The organism is Pseudomonas sp. App30 (assembly GCF_047947025.1).
GTDB lineage: Bacteria > Pseudomonadota > Gammaproteobacteria > Pseudomonadales > Pseudomonadaceae > Aquipseudomonas.
This window is the reverse complement of record NZ_CP133165.1, coordinates 5,516,309-5,532,526: the sequence shown is the minus strand read 5'-3', so window position 1 is coordinate 5,532,526 and position 16,218 is coordinate 5,516,309. Positions and strand designations below refer to the sequence as shown.

General features: G+C 66.1%; 12 protein-coding genes and 1 tRNA gene. 3 read left to right on the top strand and 10 right to left on the bottom strand.

Annotated features, from left to right (window positions below):
- The first annotated feature begins 160 nt into the window (after positions 1–160).
- The 3 genes from RAM80_RS25480 to RAM80_RS25470 all read left to right on the top strand — a co-directional run bounded on the left by RAM80_RS25480 (position 161) and on the right by RAM80_RS25470 (position 2,015).
- On the top strand, positions 161–1,357 hold the full coding sequence (locus RAM80_RS25480) for an amino acid aminotransferase (RefSeq protein WP_416423163.1): 1,197 nt from the start codon (positions 161–163) through the stop codon (positions 1,355–1,357).
- Positions 1,358–1,428: 71 nt separating this feature from the next.
- A tRNA-Asn gene (locus tag RAM80_RS25475) sits at positions 1,429–1,504 on the top strand.
- Positions 1,505–1,691: 187 nt separating this feature from the next.
- A complete protein-coding gene (locus RAM80_RS25470; RefSeq protein ID WP_416423162.1) occupies positions 1,692–2,015 on the top strand; it encodes a helix-turn-helix domain-containing protein in 324 nt (107 codons plus the stop codon).
- On the opposite strand, the gene RAM80_RS25465 is transcribed toward RAM80_RS25470, so the two are convergent.
- The 10 genes from RAM80_RS25465 to RAM80_RS25420 all read right to left on the bottom strand — a co-directional run bounded on the left by RAM80_RS25465 (position 2,012) and on the right by RAM80_RS25420 (position 16,162).
- Positions 2,012–2,356, bottom strand: a complete 345-nt coding sequence (locus RAM80_RS25465; RefSeq protein WP_416423161.1) for a type II toxin-antitoxin system RelE/ParE family toxin — start codon at positions 2,354–2,356, stop codon at positions 2,012–2,014. The two genes, RAM80_RS25470 and RAM80_RS25465, sit on opposite strands and share 4 nt — an antisense overlap.
- 143 nt (positions 2,357–2,499) lie before the next feature.
- Positions 2,500–3,699 carry an MFS transporter gene (locus tag RAM80_RS25460; protein ID WP_416423160.1) on the bottom strand — a complete coding sequence of 400 codons (1,200 nt, stop codon included), beginning with the start codon at positions 3,697–3,699 and terminating at the stop codon, positions 2,500–2,502.
- Positions 3,700–3,764: 65 nt separating this feature from the next.
- The gene (locus RAM80_RS25455) at positions 3,765–10,658 is read right to left on the bottom strand and encodes an amino acid adenylation domain-containing protein (RefSeq protein WP_416423159.1); all 6,894 of its coding nucleotides are present in this window, start codon (positions 10,656–10,658) and stop codon (positions 3,765–3,767) included.
- Positions 10,659–11,068: 410 nt separating this feature from the next.
- Positions 11,069–11,452 (bottom strand): cupin domain-containing protein, encoded by a 384-nt coding sequence (locus RAM80_RS25450; RefSeq protein WP_416423158.1) that lies wholly within the window; start codon positions 11,450–11,452, stop codon positions 11,069–11,071.
- Between the two features lie 135 nt (positions 11,453–11,587).
- The gene (locus tag RAM80_RS25445; RefSeq protein WP_416423157.1) at positions 11,588–12,151 is read right to left on the bottom strand and encodes a DUF1285 domain-containing protein; all 564 of its coding nucleotides are present in this window, start codon (positions 12,149–12,151) and stop codon (positions 11,588–11,590) included.
- Between the two features lie 20 nt (positions 12,152–12,171).
- A complete protein-coding gene (locus tag RAM80_RS25440; RefSeq protein WP_416423156.1) occupies positions 12,172–12,777 on the bottom strand; it encodes a DUF4823 domain-containing protein in 606 nt (201 codons plus the stop codon).
- 87 nt (positions 12,778–12,864) lie between these two features.
- A complete protein-coding gene (locus RAM80_RS25435; RefSeq protein WP_416423155.1) occupies positions 12,865–13,833 on the bottom strand; it encodes a GTP 3',8-cyclase MoaA in 969 nt (322 codons plus the stop codon).
- A 161-nt stretch (positions 13,834–13,994) separates the two neighbouring features.
- A complete protein-coding gene (locus RAM80_RS25430; RefSeq protein WP_416423154.1) occupies positions 13,995–14,630 on the bottom strand; it encodes a TetR/AcrR family transcriptional regulator in 636 nt (211 codons plus the stop codon).
- A 374-nt stretch (positions 14,631–15,004) separates the two neighbouring features.
- Positions 15,005–15,790 (bottom strand): TatD family hydrolase, encoded by a 786-nt coding sequence (locus tag RAM80_RS25425; RefSeq protein ID WP_416423153.1) that lies wholly within the window; start codon positions 15,788–15,790, stop codon positions 15,005–15,007.
- A gap of 15 nt (positions 15,791–15,805) precedes the next feature.
- Positions 15,806–16,162: a PilZ domain-containing protein gene (locus RAM80_RS25420; protein WP_416423152.1), complete on the bottom strand. Its 357-nt coding sequence runs from the start codon at positions 16,160–16,162 to the stop codon at positions 15,806–15,808.
- Between the last annotated feature and the right edge of the window lie 56 nt (positions 16,163–16,218).

Genomic DNA, 16,218 nt, shown 5'->3' with positions numbered 1-16,218 from the left:
TAACGGTGTAAAAAAAAAGCGAAATTGGGCCGGAAAACCTGCATCAAGCTGTCGCAGGTGCAAGCAAGGATCTCTATACTGACTCCCCGTTTGTGCACCGCTCTAGTGCATTTTTGGAGCGGTGTACCCCCATTACCCTCCAATCAGAGCTACGGTAAAAATGAGCCTGTTTTCTGCTGTCGAATTGGCACCCCGCGATCCTATCCTGGGCCTGAACGAAGCGTTCAACGCTGACACCCGCACCGACAAGATCAACTTGGGCGTGGGCGTTTACAGTGATGAACAAGGGCGAATTCCCCTGTTGCGTGCCGTCGTCGAAGCCGAGACCGCACGTGTTGCCCAGCACGCCGCCCGCGGCTACCTGCCGATCGACGGCATCGCCGCCTACGACCAGGCCGTGCAGAAACTGCTGTTCGGCGCCCAGTCGCCACTGTTGGCCGAAGGCCGCGTGGTCACCGTGCAGGCCGTTGGCGGCACCGGCGCACTGAAAATCGGTGCCGACTTCCTCAAGCAGCTCTCGCCCAACGCCGTCGTCGCCATCAGCGACCCAAGCTGGGAAAACCACCGCGCCCTGTTCGAAACCGCCGGCTTCCCGGTGCAGAACTACCGCTACTACGACGCCGCCACCAATGGCGTCAACCGTGCCGGCCTGTTCGAAGATCTGAACGCCCTGCCCAACGGCTCCATCGTCGTGCTGCACGCCTGCTGCCACAACCCGACCGGCGTCGACCTGACCCCCGAAGACTGGAAGCAAGTGCTGGAAACCGTCAAGGCCAAGGGCCATGTGCCGTTCCTGGACATGGCCTACCAGGGCTTTGGCGACGGCATCGACGAAGACGCCGCCGCCGTGCGCCTGTTCGCCGAGTCGGGCCTGACCTTCTTTGTCTCCAGCTCGTTCTCCAAGTCGTTCTCGCTGTACGGCGAACGCGTTGGCGCGCTGTCGATCGTCACCGAGTCCAAGGAAGAAAGCACCCGCGTGCTGTCCCAGGTCAAGCGCGTGATCCGCACCAACTACTCCAACCCGCCTACCCACGGCGCCATGATCGTCGCCACCGTGCTGAACAGCCCTGAGCTGCGCGCCATGTGGGAAGCCGAACTGGCCGAAATGCGCCTGCGCATCCGTGGCATGCGCAACCAGATGGTCGAAGGCCTGGCCGCCGCCGGCGCCAACCGCGACTTCGGTTTCGTCGGCCTGCAGCGCGGCATGTTCTCCTACTCGGGCCTGACCGCCGCACAGGCCCAGCGCCTGCGCAGCGACTTCGGCATCTACGCCCTGGACACCGGCCGCATCTGCGTGGCAGCCCTGAACCAGAGCAACATCGACCGCGTGATCAAGGCGATCGTTGCCGTGCTGTGATGCCGTTCAGCGGGAGAAGTTAACAAAAGGTGTTGACTTCTCCTTTTGAATCAGTAACATAGGCACCAGATTCCGCGATAGCTCAGTTGGTAGAGCAAATGACTGTTAATCATTGGGTCCCTGGTTCGAGTCCAGGTCGTGGAGCCAAAACATAACGAAGCCCCTCTTTTAGAGGGGCTTTGTCGTTTCTGGGATTTGGTGGAATCAATCCTCGGGCGGCCCCCTCCCGATCATCATCAAGACACGCAGCTGGCATGAAGCCTACTTTCAGGTTGCCCTGGCAACCCCGAAGACGTACATTATCTAAAATTTTAGATAACTCGGTGCTAACGCCATGTCCATCCGATATTACGACAGCCCATTCCACGTCACCCACGACGAAGAAACGGCCAGCAAAATGGCCTTGAAAATGGACCTTTCCATTTTCATCACCGACTGCCTCAAGCAAATGAAACTCAACCAAACCGAGGCCGCTGCCCGCCTCGAAGTCACCCAGTCGCGCATTTCGGAACTGGCCAACGGCAAAATAGAGAAATTCACGGTCGACGCGATGATGGACATGCTCGACAAGCTGGGCTTCCGGACCCACTTCACGATGTCGAGCGAGGGCGATCGCCCCCACCCCTGCATTGTCATCTCACAGAACGCGGAGCACTAAAGGCGCTGCTCACGCAGTATGCATAGCAACTCTTTCAAGCGTTCCTGGGCCACACTCATTGCATGCCGATCCGTCCGGTTCGTGGTCTTGATGAAGGAATGCAGCACAAATAACGTGTCGGCGTACTTCACGATGTAGACACACCGGTAAGCAGGGCTACCGTTGATCACCAGTTCCAATGCCCCAGCACCCACGGATTCAGCCAGTGGCTTACAGACCAACCTTGGCTCATCCGCGTATTGGATACGACGCAAGTCCTTCCCGAATTCATCCTGGATTTCGCCAGGCAGGGCTTTGTATTCGCGTTCGGCTGCTGCGCTGACAAAAGCGAACCGTCTCATGAAAGGCTTCCCCTGAAATGGCGCCCATAGTCGGGGGGAAACGCAGCCTTCGCCAGCCGAAATCCATTACTGTTTGTAATCGCGCCCCGTAGCAGCTGCCGTCAGGCGGCGTCCGGCCACGGCGCGGTGCGGTGCGGTGCGGGTCAGGCAGACGCCGTTCTCATCCGCAGGCACAAGGCCAACCCCAGCACCGGCAGCACCACGTAGCTCACTCCCAGCAGCGTCACCACGTCATTCCCCGCCGCCGACACCAGGCTGTTGACGCCGAACGCCAACCCCATCTGCGAGCAGCAATACAGCGCCCCCGCCGCCCCGCGCCGGGTGGGGAAGCGGTTGATCGCCAGCGCCGAGGCGCACAGGACGATGAAGGAGTAGCTGAACGAGATGCCCGCCACGCAGGCCAGGAACACCCACGCTGACATCAGCCCCAGTTGCGCCACGATCAGCAGCGCTGCGCCGCACAGCAGGGTGATGGCAAAACCCACCGCCATGGTCGCGTGCATGCCCAGGGTGCGCACCAGCCAGGGGAACGCCAGGCGGCTGATGATCAGGCCGCTGCCCACCAGAGCCGTGGCCCAGCCGTAGTCGGTGGCGCTGAAGCCGAAGCGCTGCTGCAGCACGAAGGGGCTGGAGCTGGTGTACAGCACGAAGCAGGTCATGCCGATGCCAGCCATGACCGTGGTGGCCAGGAAGGTCGCGTCGCCCAGCACCACGGCGTAGCTGGCGAACACGCCGGCCACGCTGATGGACGGGTCCTTGTGGGTATTGGTTTCCCGGCTACGGCCGTAGGCCAGGAAAATCACCGCCAGCAACAGGGCCATGAGCACGAAGTTGGCCCGCCAGCCGAACCAGGCTTGCACCAGGCTGCCCAGCAAGGGCCCGAGCACGAACGACAGGCCCGTGAACAAGGTGATGTAGGAACTGGCGATGGCATAGCGCGGGCCCTGGACGATGTCCGACAGCACCACCCGCGACAGCGCCAGGCACACCCCGCTGCCAATGCCCTGGACAAAGCGGGCTGCCAGGAACACCGAAGCCTTGGCGGCATACACCGCCCACAGGTTGCCGGCGATGGCCACGGCGATGCCGATGAGGATCACCGGCTTGCGCCCGTATTTGTCGCTCAGTGGCCCGTACACCAGCGCGCCCACGCCAGTGCCGAACAGGAAGATCGAGATCGAGGCCTGCAAGGTGGCACGCGACACCTGCATGACACTCATGATTTCCGGCAGCGACGACAGGTGGATGTCGGTGCCCAGCAAGCCGATGAACAGCAGCACGGTGACCATGGCGACGATTTTCAGCTCGTCGCCGGTGAAACGAATTTGCGTTGATGTGGACACAGCCCATCCTTAAAAACGTCCAGGGGTTGCCCTGCAAGCCAGGCCTGCAGGGCGTTGACGGCGGGTCAGCCGCGACCATCCAGGTGGCGTTGCAGCTGCGCCACGATGGCCGCGACGTTGTCCCTGGCCATGATGCTGTGGTGGTCGCCAGGCACCCAGGCCAGGTCCAGTTGCGCGGCCAGCACGCCCCAGCCCAGGTCGGGCTCGGCGAACTGCCGGGCAAAGCCCTGCTCGCCGCAGCACAGCAGCACGGTGCCGGCGTAGGGAACCGGCTGGTAGCTGCGCAGCGCTTCGTCGTTGGCATCGGTCACCGTCAGCACATGGCGCAGCTGCGCCTCGCCGGACCCAGCGGGCAGCAGGCCCTGGCCGGTGGCAGCTGCCAGCACCTGCAGCCACTGCGCCTGGGCCGGCACGCCTTGCAGGCTGTCCCAGTCGAAGGCCAGCTTGGGCATGAGGATGCCAAGCATCACCGCGTCGTCGCTCAGCCAGTGCCGCTTGGCCATCTGCCCGTAGGTGCCGTTGCGGTACAGCGGCTGGGCGCTGGCGTTCTGCGCGCGCGAATCCAGCAGCGCCAACAGCGCCACGCGTTCACCGCGCGCAGTGAGCTGCTGGGCCATCTCGTAGGCGATGCAGCCGCCCATGGAATGCCCCACCAGGTGATACGGCCCCTCGGCCTGCACCGTCTTGACCAGCGCGATATAGGCCGTGGCCATGGCCTCGATCCGCCGCAGCGGCGTGGCCTCCCCTTGCAGGCCCGCGGCCTGGATGCCATACACCGGCTGCTCATCTCCCAGCATCCGCGTCAGCTCCAGGTAGTTGGTGGTGTGGCCGCCATAGGGGTGAATGCAGAACAGCGGCGGCAGTTCGCCGCCGGTGTGCATGCCCACCAGTTGCGGGCTGCGCGGCGCCTGCTGGCGCTGCAGCGTGGCCGCCAGCGCCTTGGCCGTGGGGTTTTCCAGCAGCGCGGCGGGCGACAGGGCCTGGCCGAAGCGTTGCTGCGCCTGCATGATCACGCTCAGGGCGGACAGCGAACTGCCGCCCAATTCGAAGAAATCGTCGCTGACGCTGATGGCGTCCATGCCCAGCACCTGCTCGAAGATCTCCACCAGCTGCGCTTCGATGGAGTTGCCCTGGGTGCGCGGCTCGAACTGCGGCGCCGGCACTTGCCGAGCCGGCGCCGCAGTGTTGCCGGGCCAGAAGCGCTGACGCTCGAAGGGGTAGCCGGGCAACGCCACGCGGCGACGGACCGCGCCCTGGTGCAAGGCCGTCCACTGCGGCGCCACGCCCGCTACCCATAGGCGGCCAAGGCCCATGGCCAGGCTGGCACCATCAGCGCCGCTGCTGGCCAGGGTCGCGCTGGCCACGCGGGCATGGGCCGCCAGGGCGTGCTTGCGGATGATCGAGGTGAAGGTCTGCCCCGGCCCCACTTCCAGGAACAACCCACCGGGCACCTGCAGCAAGCGTTCCAGGCCCTCGGCAAAGCGTACTGCCTGGCGCAGGTGGCGCACCCAGTGCGCCGGGTCGGTGGCTTGCTCGGCGGTCACCCAGTCACCCGTGACGTTGGTGAGGTAAGGCGTGGTCGGCGCGTGCAGCGGCACGGCACTGACCTCGGCCATGAACTGCTCCAGCACCGGGTCGAGCATGGCCGAATGGAAGGCATGGGAGGTGGCCACGCGCTTGCAGCGCAGGCCGGCGGCTGCGACTTGCGCCTGCACCGCGTCGATGGCCGCGGGGGCCCCGGCCAGCACGCAGGCGCGCGCAGCGTTGACCACGGCCAGGTCGACGCCGTTGACGGCATACACCTGCAGCTCTTGGGCCGACGCTTCCACGGCGAGCATTGCGCCGCCGGGCAGCGCCTGGATCAATTGGCCACGCCGGGCCACCAGCTGCAACGCATCAGGCAACGCCATGACCCCGGCCAGGCAGGCGGCCACGTACTCGCCCAGGCTGTGCCCCATCATGGCCGCGGGGCGCACACCCCAGTGTTGCAGCTGCTGCGCCAGCGCGTACTCGACCACGAACAGCGCCGGCTGGGTGATGGCGGTCTGCATCAGTTGCTCGCGCGCCGCGTCCGTGGCCGCCGCTGGCGGGTACAGCACGGTGCGAATGTCCAGGCCCATCACCGGCTGCAGCAGCTGTGCGCAGTCATCGATGCAAGCGCGGAACACCACTTCGCTGTCGTACAGCTCACGCCCCATGTTGACCTGCTGCAAGCCTTGCCCGGGGAACAGGAACGTCACCCCGGCGCCAGGGCCGGCCAGGCCGGTGCTGCTGCGCGCGGCGGGCAGCGCCGTGAGCGCCTCGACGGCTGTGGCAGGGGTGTCGCAAACCACCGCGCGGCGGTGCTGGAAGTGGCTGCGGCCCTGTTGCAGGGTGTAGGCGACATCCGCCAGGTCGACACCGGGATTGGCCTGCAGGTGGCTGGCCAGCTGCTTGGTCATGCGCGCCAGGGCCGCCTCGGTTTTTGCCGAAAGCGCCAGCACCTGGCAACCGCCCGCTGGCGGCGCCACGGCAACTGCCGGGGCCTGTTCGAGGATCATGTGGGCGTTGGTGCCGCCAATCCCGAACGAGCTGACGGCCGCGCGGCGCGGCGTGGCCGTGGCCGGCCAATCGCTGAGCGTGGCGCTGACCCGGAACGGGCTCTGCGCCAGCTCGAGCTTGGGGTTGGGCGCCTGGAAATGCAGGGTGCCGGGAATTTGCCCGTGGTGCAGCGCCAGCGCCGCCTTGATCAGGCCGGTGACGCCCGCCGCAGCATCCAGGTGGCCGACGTTGGCCTTGGCCGAACCCAGCACGCAGAACTGCGTGGCGTCGGTGTGACGACGCCAGGCTTGGGTCAGGGCCTGCACTTCGATAGGGTCGCCCAGGTACGTGGCGGTGCCGTGGGCTTCCACCAGGCCAATGGTGGCCGGGTCGACCTTGGCGCGCTGCAGCGCCTGTTCGATCACGTCGGCCTGGCCGTCCACCGCCGGGGCGGTAAAGCCGACCTTGGCGTTGCCGTCGTTGTTGATGGCCGAGCCCTTGATCACCGCCCACACCTGATCGCCGTCGGCTACCGCCGCCGAGAGGCGCTTCAACACCACCAGCGCCCCGCCGCTGCCGCGCACGGTGCCCTGGGCCTGGCTGTCGAACGGCCGGCAGCGGCCGTCACCGGACAGAATGTGGCCGTCCTGGTGCAGGTAGCCGGTGCCATGGGGCACCTCGATCGACACCCCGCCAGCCAGGGCAATGTCGCACTCGCCCAGGATCAGCTGCTGGCAGGCCAGGTGCACCGCCACCAACGAGGTGGAGCACGCGGTCTGCACCGTCAGCGCTGGGCCGCGCAGGTTGAGCTTGTAGGCCAGGCGCGTGGAGAGGAAATCCTTTTCATTGAGGATGGTGGTCTGGAACAGCTCGGCGGCACTGCCCGGGTTGGTTTCCAGGTAGTGCAGCAGGTAACCCGAGCGCCCGGTACCGCCGTACACGCCAATGCGCCCGCTGTAATCGGCATTGGCATAACCGGCGTGCTCCAGGGCGTGCCAGCCGGTTTCCAGGAACAACCGCTGCTGGGGGTCCATCAGCAGCGCTTCGCGTGGCGGGTAGCCGAAGAACGCGGCGTCGAACTGCTCGACCTGATCGAGCACGCCCTTGCGCTTCACGTAGCGCGGGTCGGCCAGCAGCGCGGGGGCGACGCCAGCGGCCAGCAGCTGTTCGTCGCTCAGCTCGCCCACCGACTCGACGCCGGCGGCCAGGTTGCACCAGAACGCCTCGACGTTGGCCGCGCCGGGGAAGCGCCCGGCCATGCCGATGATGGCGATATCGGTGTCCACGCCCACGCTGCTCAGGCGCGGCGCCTGGGGTGCGGGGCGGGTGCCTTGGGGGGCGCCGCGCAGGTGTTCGGCCAGGGTACGGATGTTGGCGAAGCGGAACAGGTCCATGGTCGCCACGCGGTAGCCCAGCACCTTCTCCAGCTCGAGCTCTACCCGCACCAGGTCCAGGGAGTTGCCGCCCACCTCGAAGAAGTTGTCGTCGATGCCCACGGTCTCAAGCTTGAGCACCGTGGTCCAGGCCGCGGCGATCTGCTGTTCCAGCAGGTCCCGGGGGGCGACCAAGTGGCTGCTGGCCCGCTGCTCGGCCGGGCTTGGCAAGGCGGCGCGGTCGATCTTGCCGTTGGGGGTCAGGGGCCAGGCGTCAAGCAGCATGATCGCCGCCGGCACCATGAAATCCGGCAAGATGCCCTGGGCGTGGGCACGGATGTCGGCGGCGGTCACGGTGGCCGCGTCGGCAATGGCGTAGGCCAGCAGCGACGGCGTGCTGCCACCGGCGATCACCAGTGCTTCGCGCACGCCGGCACAGGCGGCAATCACCGCTTCCACTTCGCCCAGTTCGATGCGGAAACCGCGAATTTTCACCTGGTGATCCAGGCGGCCCAGGTACTCCAGGCTGCCATCGGGCAGGTAGCGGGCCAGGTCGCCGGTCTTGTACAGGCGCGCCTCACCGCCCTCGAACGGGTTGGCGATAAAGCGTTCGGCGGTCAGGTCCGGGCGGTTGAGGTAGCCACGGGCCAGGCCCACGCCGGCGATGTGGATCTCGCCGGCGATGCCCACCGGCACCTGTTGCAGGCGCGAGTCGAGCAGGTACAGGCGGGTGTTGGCCAGCGGCTGGCCGAGGGTGACCCGCGTGGTCTCGGCACCCAGCACGGCCATGGTCGCGCACACGGTGGCTTCGGTGGGGCCGTAGGCGTTGAGGAAGCGCCGGCCGGGAGCCCAGCGCTTGACGATGTCCAGGCTGCAGGCCTCCCCCGCCGCCGCCACGGTGCGCAGGGTGGGCACCTCTTCGGGCTGCAGCAGCGCCAGCACCGACGGCGGCAGGGTGACCACCGTGACGGCGTGGCGGGCGATGGTGTTGATCAGCGCCGAGCCGGGCATGATGTCTGCCTTGGCCGCCAGGCACAGCGCTGCGCCGGCGCACAGGGCGGTGAAGATCTCCGACACCGAGGCATCGAAGCTCACCGAGGCGAACTGCAGCACGCGGCTCTGCTCGCTGATGGCGAAGCCCTCGATCTGGGCATGGACCATGTTCGACAGGCCGTAGTGCTCCAGCATCACCCCCTTGGGCCGGCCGGTGGAGCCGGAGGTGTAGATGATGTACGCAAGGTCGTCGGGCCGCGACACCCGCTCGGGGTTGCTGGCAGGCTCCTGGGCGATGGCCGCGGCGTGGGTATCCACGCACAGCTGTTGCACCTTGGCCGAGGCTGGCTCGGCGCCCGCGCCTGCGCGGGTCAGGAGCAGGCTCAGGCCCGAGTCCTCCTGCATGTAGGCCAGGCGGTCCGCCGGGTAGCCGGGGTCCAGGGGCAGGTAGGCGCCACCGGCCTTGACGATGGCAAGGATACCTACCACCAGCTCGGGGCTGCGCTCCATGCTCACGCCCACCGGCTGTCCCGGCTGCAGGCCATTGCGGCGCAGGTAATGGGCCAGGCGGTTGGCCCGGGCGTTGAGCTCGGCGTAGCTGATGGCCTGGTCTTCATGGAGCAGGGCCACGCGGTCCGGCGTGCGCTGGGCCCAGCCTTCCACCCAGTGGTGCACCGGCTCCTGGGGGAAGCGCGCGTCGGTGGCGTTCCAGGCGGCAAAGTTGGCGCGCTCGCCGTCCGTCAGCATCGGCAGGCGGGCAATGGCCTGGGCCGGCGCCTGCACGGCGCTGGCCAGCAGCGCCTGGTAGTGGGCCACCAAGTAGCCGATGCTGCGGGCGTCCCACAGGTCGGTGTTGTACCAGCACACTGCGCGCAGGCAGCCGTCCACCTCCTCGACCACAAAGTCGAGGTCGAATTTCACCCCATGCTGTTCCAGCGGATAGGACTCCAGCGCCAGCCCGCTGAGGTCCACCACCGCGCCGCCCAGGCCCATGCGCGCCGCCGCCACGCCGCTCAGGTGCGCCAGATGGGATTTCTGGTAGGTGAAGGACACCTGGAACACCGGGCTGCGGCTGCTATCGCGGGCCACGTTGAGTTTTTCCACCAGCAGCGGGAACGGGTAGTCCTGGTGCGCCTTGGCGCCCACCAGCACGCTGCGCACATGGCCCAGGAAGTCACTGAACGGCTGCTCGCCGTCCAACTGCGCACGCAAGGCGCACGGGCTGGCGAAATAGCCGACCGTACGCGCATGGCCCTCGGGCGGGCGGCCGAAGCGCGGCGAACCGACGACAATGTCATCCTGCCCGGTGTAGCGGTACAGCAGCACGTAGAAGGCCGCCATCAGCACGGTGTAGAAGGTCACGCCCTGCTCGCGGGCCAGGGCCCGGATCTGCTGGGTGAAGGCCTGGTCGAACTCGAAGGCATGCCCGGCGCCGACGTGGGTCTGCACCCGCGGGCGCGGGCGGTCGGTGGGCAGGTCCAGCACCGGCGGGCGCTGCAGCACCTGCTGCCAGTAGGCCCAATGCTGCTCGCCGGCAGGCGACTCCAGCAGTTGCTGCTGCCAGCCCACGTAGGCCTCGAACGGCAGGCCCATGTCCGGCAGCACCGCCGTTTCGCCCAACACTCGCGCCCGGTACAGCAGGCCCAGCTCTTCCATCAGCACGATCAGCGACCAGGTGTCGGCGGCGATGTGATGGCAGTTCAGGAACAACACCTGCTCATCGGCACGGGCCGAGAACAGCCGGGCGCGAAACACCGGGCCATGCTGCAGGTCGAAGCCCTGGTCGGCCTCCTGGGCCAGGCGTGCATGCAGCGCCTCGGCGCTCCACTGGCTGGCGTCGTGGTGCTGGAAGTCCACCGGCGCCTGGGCATGAATCATCTGCAGCGGCTCGCCCTGGGGGGCCGCGTAGGTGGTGCGCAACACCGGGTGACGATCGACCAGATCCTGCAGGGCACCGGCGAAACCCGCAAGGTCCAGGGCACTGCGAATGGTCCAGGCCATGGGCAGGCCGTACTGTACGCCGTCGGGGTTCAGGCTCCACAAGAACCACATGGCGCGCTGCCCACGGGACAAGGGCGCAGTGGTGATACCAGGGGAAGCAACAACGGGGTGGTCAAGCGAAGAGGTGCCAGGGCGCGAATGCTGCAGAGGGTTGGTCAATCTGGGTTAGCCTAGTGAAGGTCGTTTATTGCCCACGCACTCACCCCCGGCATGGGCGCGCGCTGGGAGGACAGCCACAGGAAAGGGCCAGCCACGGAACGAGGCTCGATGCGGAATACGGGAGAGTCGGGAGTCATCGTGAAACGGGTGGTTCAACGGCGGCTGTGTTTCTGCTGAACCCCCCGATTGCCGGGGTTATCACGCAAACGAATAGCAAACCGCCATCACGCGGCAGTGTACGGAGAATGCGTTCGGCGGTCTATCGAGCAGGGGTGGGGATCCCGACGAACGGTGAGTCGGGATCGCGCCATGGATACAGGGTTTTATGGCTTGTACGGCTCCAGCACCTGCTGGTCCTGCCCTTTCAACACCCACACCAACAACTTCGCCGGCTGGGTCTTGCTGGCATTGCGCGACACCAGGTGCACGGTGCCGGCCGGCTCGTACCAGTACTGCCCCTGCTTGTAGGTCACCGGCGCCTGGCCCTTGAGCTGCGACACCACGCTGCCTTCGAGCACGTAGGCCATCACCGAGCCGGGGTGGCTGTGGGCGTCGGAGGCCTGGCCGGGGGCGTAGTCGACGGTGAGCATGATGGCCTGCTGGCCCGGGGCGTTGGGTGGGCTCTGCTGTTGCAGGATCTTGACGTTGTCGTGGGCGAAGGCGCTGGTGGACAGCAGGGCGGTGGCGAGCAGGATGCGCAGGTTCATCTTCGTGGCCTCTTTTTTGGGGGGATGAGGTGAAGATAGGCCCAGCCGCCGTGGCGTTAAAGCGCCAATGGACGGGAAAAGGGGGTGGCCAATGGCGCGGGACGCGGCCTGCGGCCGCTGCTACGCGGATCGGTGTCAGGGCTCCACGCCGATGGGGAAGAACTCGCCGCTGCTCCACACGCCCAGCCAGCGCTGGCCGTCGATTTCGCGCACGCTGGCCAGTTCGACCAACTGGTAGAAGACGTTGCGGTGCACCAGTGCCTCGAGGTTGCTGCGCACCAGCAGGTATGGCGCCGGTTCCTGGGTGGCAGGGTCGGTCTCCACCCGCAGGGGGTGGTCGGCGTCGGCCACCACGCCATCGTCGACGTTGGTGGTGAAGCGCAGCACCTGGGCTTCGCCCTGCCCCTCCACGTCCAGGGTCACGGCGACGAAGGGCGCATCGTCGACGGTGATGCCGACCTTCTCCACCGGGGTCACCAGCACGTAGTCGTCGCCATCGCGGCGCAGGATGGTGGAGAACAGGCGCACCATGGGCTTGCGGCCGATGGGCGTGCCCAGGTAGTACCAGGTTCCGTCCCGGGCGATGCGCATGTCGATGTGGCCGCAGAAGTCCGGGTTCCACAGGTGCACGGGCGGCAGGCCCTTGCCGCTGCTGGGGATCTGCGCCAACAGATCGTTCGCCTTGCCTGCACCACTCATGCCTTGCTCCTGTAACCGCTTTACGGGCGACTCATGCCCAACAGGATACGAGCGTAATCCTCCAGCGGCGGCTCTAGCAAATCTTCCGGCTTCTGGTTGTGGATGCTCAGCAGGCCACCGCGCATGCGGATGGTGGCGCTGTCGATCAGGTAGCGGGTGTTGGTTTCGATCAGCATCACCTGGATGGTGCCGTTGTCCACGCCCAGGCGGTCGACGGCTTCCTGGTCGGCCCACTCGTCGGCGTTGCCGATACGGTCATCGGCGTTGGCGAAGCGGGTGTACAGCAGGTAGCTGGCGCCGGCGCTGCGAGCCTCGCCCAGGGCTTGCTCCAGGCCCAGGGGCGCGCGGGCGCGGCGGACCATGGGGAAGTAGTCGATGAAGCCGTTGAACGCTGCCTCGGCCACCACGTTAGGCTTGGGGTAGGCGCTGCCCGGCGGGGCGAAGGCGCCCTGGCCGATGTAGATGAACGAATCCGGCTGCAGGCGGAAGTTGTTCAGGCGGCGGGTGTTGCTGTGGTTCAGCACACCGGCGTCGCTCAATTGTTCGCGGGTGGCTTCACCCATATCGCTCACACTCATGCAGCCGCCCAACGCCAACAGCGCGAGCAGCAAGACCAGGCTACGCATCTTTCCTCCAGAGGCCGGTGACGGAAAACCGGCGAATAGCCGCGTGATGCAGCTTTTGCGCCAGTCTGCGTATCCGCCCCGCAAGGTTTAACCGCCGATGATCTTCATCACCGTGGCGCCGCCCGAAAACGCCACCTCCTGCTTGTCGCCCAGGGCCTTCTGCAGCAGGCCCTGCAGAGCCGGCAGCGCCTGTTCGCGGGGCAGTTCCAGCAGGTCGCCGACGTAGTGGCGGTTGCTGGAGGACAGGCAGCCGTGCAGCCACCCGGTGGACGACAGGCGCAAGCGCGAGCAGGTCCGGCAGAACGGCACGCTCTCGTTGGCGATCACGCCAAAATAACCACGCCCTGGCACCTCGTAGCGCAACGCGGTGGCGTCCACCGGTGCGCTGGCCTGTTGGTATTCATAATGTTCGCCGATCAGCGCCAGCAGGGCGTCAAGGCCGATGAACTGGGCGTGAAAGCCGGCGCTGTCGCGGGCCAGGTGGCCCATGCGCATCAGTTCGATGAAACGCAGCTCGAAGCCGCGGTCCAGGCAATAGTCCAGCAGCGGCAGCACCTGGTCGACGTTGCGCCCGCGCAGCGGCACCATATTGACCTTGATGCGCAAGCCCGCCGCCCGCGCCCGCTCCAGGCCGTCGAGCACAGTGCGCAGGTCGCCGCCACGGGCGATGCCGCGGAAGGCGTCGGGGTCCAGGGTGTCGAGGGAGACGTTGAGGCGGCGGATGCCGGTGTCCAGCAGCAGCGGCAGCTTGCGCGACAGCAGCTGGCCGTTGGTGGTGAGGCTGATGTCCGCAAGGCCCAGCGGCGCGACGCCGTGCAGGAACTCTTCAAGGCGTGGGCTGACCAGCGGTTCGCCGCCGGTGATGCGCAGCCGCTCGATGCCGGCGGCTTCGATCAGGTACTGCACGCCGCGCACCAGGGCGGCGGCGGACAACTCGTCCTGCGCGGCCACCAGGCGCTTGCCGTCGGGCACGCAGTAGGTGCAGGCGTAGTTGCAGGCCGCCGTCAGGCTGACGCGCAGGTTGCGGAAGGACCTGCCTTGACGATCGACGATCATGATGACTCCGGCATGGGGGAAGCGGACTGCGAAAATCTGACCGAAAAGTCAGGTTTTTGCAAGCCCCACACATACTTGAGTATGGACCGCGCCATGGGGGTTGGCTTGCCAGCGAGCTTGCCGCAATCAAAAGCTCGCTGGCAAGCCAGCTCCCACAGGGGTTAGGCGGACGGTTCGCTGTCGCGCTTGCGCTTGTTGCCCATGCGTACGCCGATGTCCATCAGGAACTGGAAGAAGCCTTCCTGGTCTTCCAGCACGTTGCTCCAGAACGGCGAGTGGTACAGCGCCACGGCGCCGTGCACCAGGGCCCAGGAGGCGCAGTAATGGAAGTACGGCGGCACGTCCTCGAGCTTGCCCTCGGTGATGCGGCCCTTGATCAGCAGCGTCAGGCGGTCGAAGTTGGAGGCGCGGATCTTGTGCAGCTCCTCGACCATCTCCGGCACCTGGTTGCCCTTCACCACCTTCTCTTCCAGGCGGTCGAACAGGCGGTAGCGCTGCGGGTCACGCATGCGGAATTCGAAGTAGGCGCGCGACAGGGCTTCCTTGTCGCGGTCGACGTCCGCCGAATGCAGCAGTTCGTTCAAGTCGCGCTCGTAGTCGAGCATCAGGCGCAGGTAGATCTCCGCCTTGGACTTGAAGTGCTTGTAAATCGTGCCTTTGCCGATGCCCACGGCATCCGCGATCATCTCGACGGTGACGCTGTCTTCACCCTGTTCCAGGAACAGTTTGAGTGCGGTGTCGAGGATCTCTTGCTCCCGGCGACGAAACTCACGGACCTTACGAGGTTCTTTCTGCATAAGAAGGACTGGATCAAAATCGAAGGCCGGTATTATGCCTAACTTGCAGCAAATTGCACGGAAGTTCCAACCATGACAGCGGTTGCCGACACGTGCCGGTACAATTTTACCACCTGTTTTTTGACGCTTTCAGGGCCCAACCAAGCCAAGAGCACTCAATGGACGCGGACGTATTCCAAATCTGTTTAAAAAACGCTCAATCGCCGGTGGCATAGTGCGCAGGCTAGCCAATACTTGAAGTGTCGACGTGCTCATACCCCCCAAGTGAGACGCCGATAAAGGTGTCAATGGATCGCACGCCTTTGTTTTACTCCTAATGGTCTTAACCCGGATTCACCCCCCAGAACCCGGGTTTTTTTTGCCCCGGATTTGCCTCAGCCGGCGACGTGGGCCAGCGGGAACAGCCGCTTGAAGTTGGCGGTGGTCTGCTCGGCCAGTTGCTCGTAGCTTTCGCCACGCACCAGCGCCAGGAATTCGGCGACTTCGCGCACGTACTGCGGCAGGTTGGGCTTGCCGCGGTGCGGGATGGGCGCCAGGTACGGCGAGTCGGTCTCCACCAGCAGGCGATCGGCCGGCACCTGGCGGGCAACGTCGCGCAGGGCGTCGGCGTTGCGGAAGGTGACGATGCCCGACAGGGAGATGTAATAGCCCATGTCCAGGGCCGCCTTGGCCATGTCCCAGTCCTCGGTGAAGCAGTGCAGCACGCCAGCCTGGGGCAGTTTGGCCTCGCGCAACAGGTCGAGGGTGTCGGCACGGGCACCGCGGGTGTGGATGATCACCGGCTTGCCGATGATGCTGGCCGCTTCCAGGTGCAGGCGGAACGAGGCCTGCTGCAGCTCGGCGGCCTCGGGCTCGTAGTGGTAGTCCAGGCCGGTCTCGCCGATGGCCACCACGCGCGGGTGGTCCAGCTCTTCGAGCAGCCACTTCAGGGCTGGCGCCTCACCGGGCTTGAGGTCCAGCGGGTGGATGCCCACCGAACAGTCGACGTCGGCGTATTGCTCGGCCACGGCCTTGACCGCGCCGGCGTTGTCGGCGCTGACGCCGATGCACAGGAAGTGCCCTACCCCGCGGTCACGGGCCGCCTGCAGGGCGGCATCGAGGGAACCGTCGTGCTGGGCCAGGTCCAGACGATCGAGGTGGCAGTGGGAATCGACAAGCATGGGCATTGGGGCAACTTACATCGTATGAGTGGGGCGGTCGGACTTGATGGCGCCGGCCAGGTAGGTTTCGATCTTGTTACGGGCGGTGTTGTCACCGTCGTTGAACTGCACGCCGACACCGGCGGCGCGGTTGCCCTGGGCGCCCTTGGGGGTGATCCAGGCGACACGGCCGGCGACCGGGATCTTCTCCGGCTCGTCCATCAGGTTCAGCAGCATGAACAGCTCATCGCCCAGCTTGTAGCTCTTGCTGGTGGGGATGAACAGCCCGCCGTTCTTGATGAACGGCATGTAGGCGGCGTAGAGCACCGACTTGTCCTTGATGGTCAGGGACAGGATGCCGTTGCGCGGGCCGGGATTGACTGGCTGATTCATTGAAATTCCTCGATTGCGCCAACTACTGAGGGCCCACCCCGGTGGGCCCCGCTACG

Bases quoted from the DNA above. Each gene is read 5' to 3' on its own strand.
- RAM80_RS25480 (WP_416423163.1), top strand. From the start codon at position 161: ATGAGCCTGTTTTCTGCTGTCGAATTGGCACCCCGCGATCCTATCCTG.
- RAM80_RS25470 (WP_416423162.1), top strand. From the start codon at position 1,692: ATGTCCATCCGATATTACGACAGCCCATTCCACGTCACCCACGACGAA.
- RAM80_RS25465 (WP_416423161.1), bottom strand. From the start codon at position 2,356: ATGAGACGGTTCGCTTTTGTCAGCGCAGCAGCCGAACGCGAATACAAA.
- RAM80_RS25450 (WP_416423158.1), bottom strand. From the start codon at position 11,452: ATGAACCTGCGCATCCTGCTCGCCACCGCCCTGCTGTCCACCAGCGCC.
- RAM80_RS25445 (WP_416423157.1), bottom strand. From the start codon at position 12,151: ATGAGTGGTGCAGGCAAGGCGAACGATCTGTTGGCGCAGATCCCCAGC.
- RAM80_RS25440 (WP_416423156.1), bottom strand. From the start codon at position 12,777: ATGCGTAGCCTGGTCTTGCTGCTCGCGCTGTTGGCGTTGGGCGGCTGC.
- RAM80_RS25435 (WP_416423155.1), bottom strand. From the start codon at position 13,833: ATGATCGTCGATCGTCAAGGCAGGTCCTTCCGCAACCTGCGCGTCAGC.
- RAM80_RS25430 (WP_416423154.1), bottom strand. From the start codon at position 14,630: ATGCAGAAAGAACCTCGTAAGGTCCGTGAGTTTCGTCGCCGGGAGCAA.
- RAM80_RS25425 (WP_416423153.1), bottom strand. From the start codon at position 15,790: ATGCTTGTCGATTCCCACTGCCACCTCGATCGTCTGGACCTGGCCCAG.
- RAM80_RS25420 (WP_416423152.1), bottom strand. From the start codon at position 16,162: ATGAATCAGCCAGTCAATCCCGGCCCGCGCAACGGCATCCTGTCCCTG.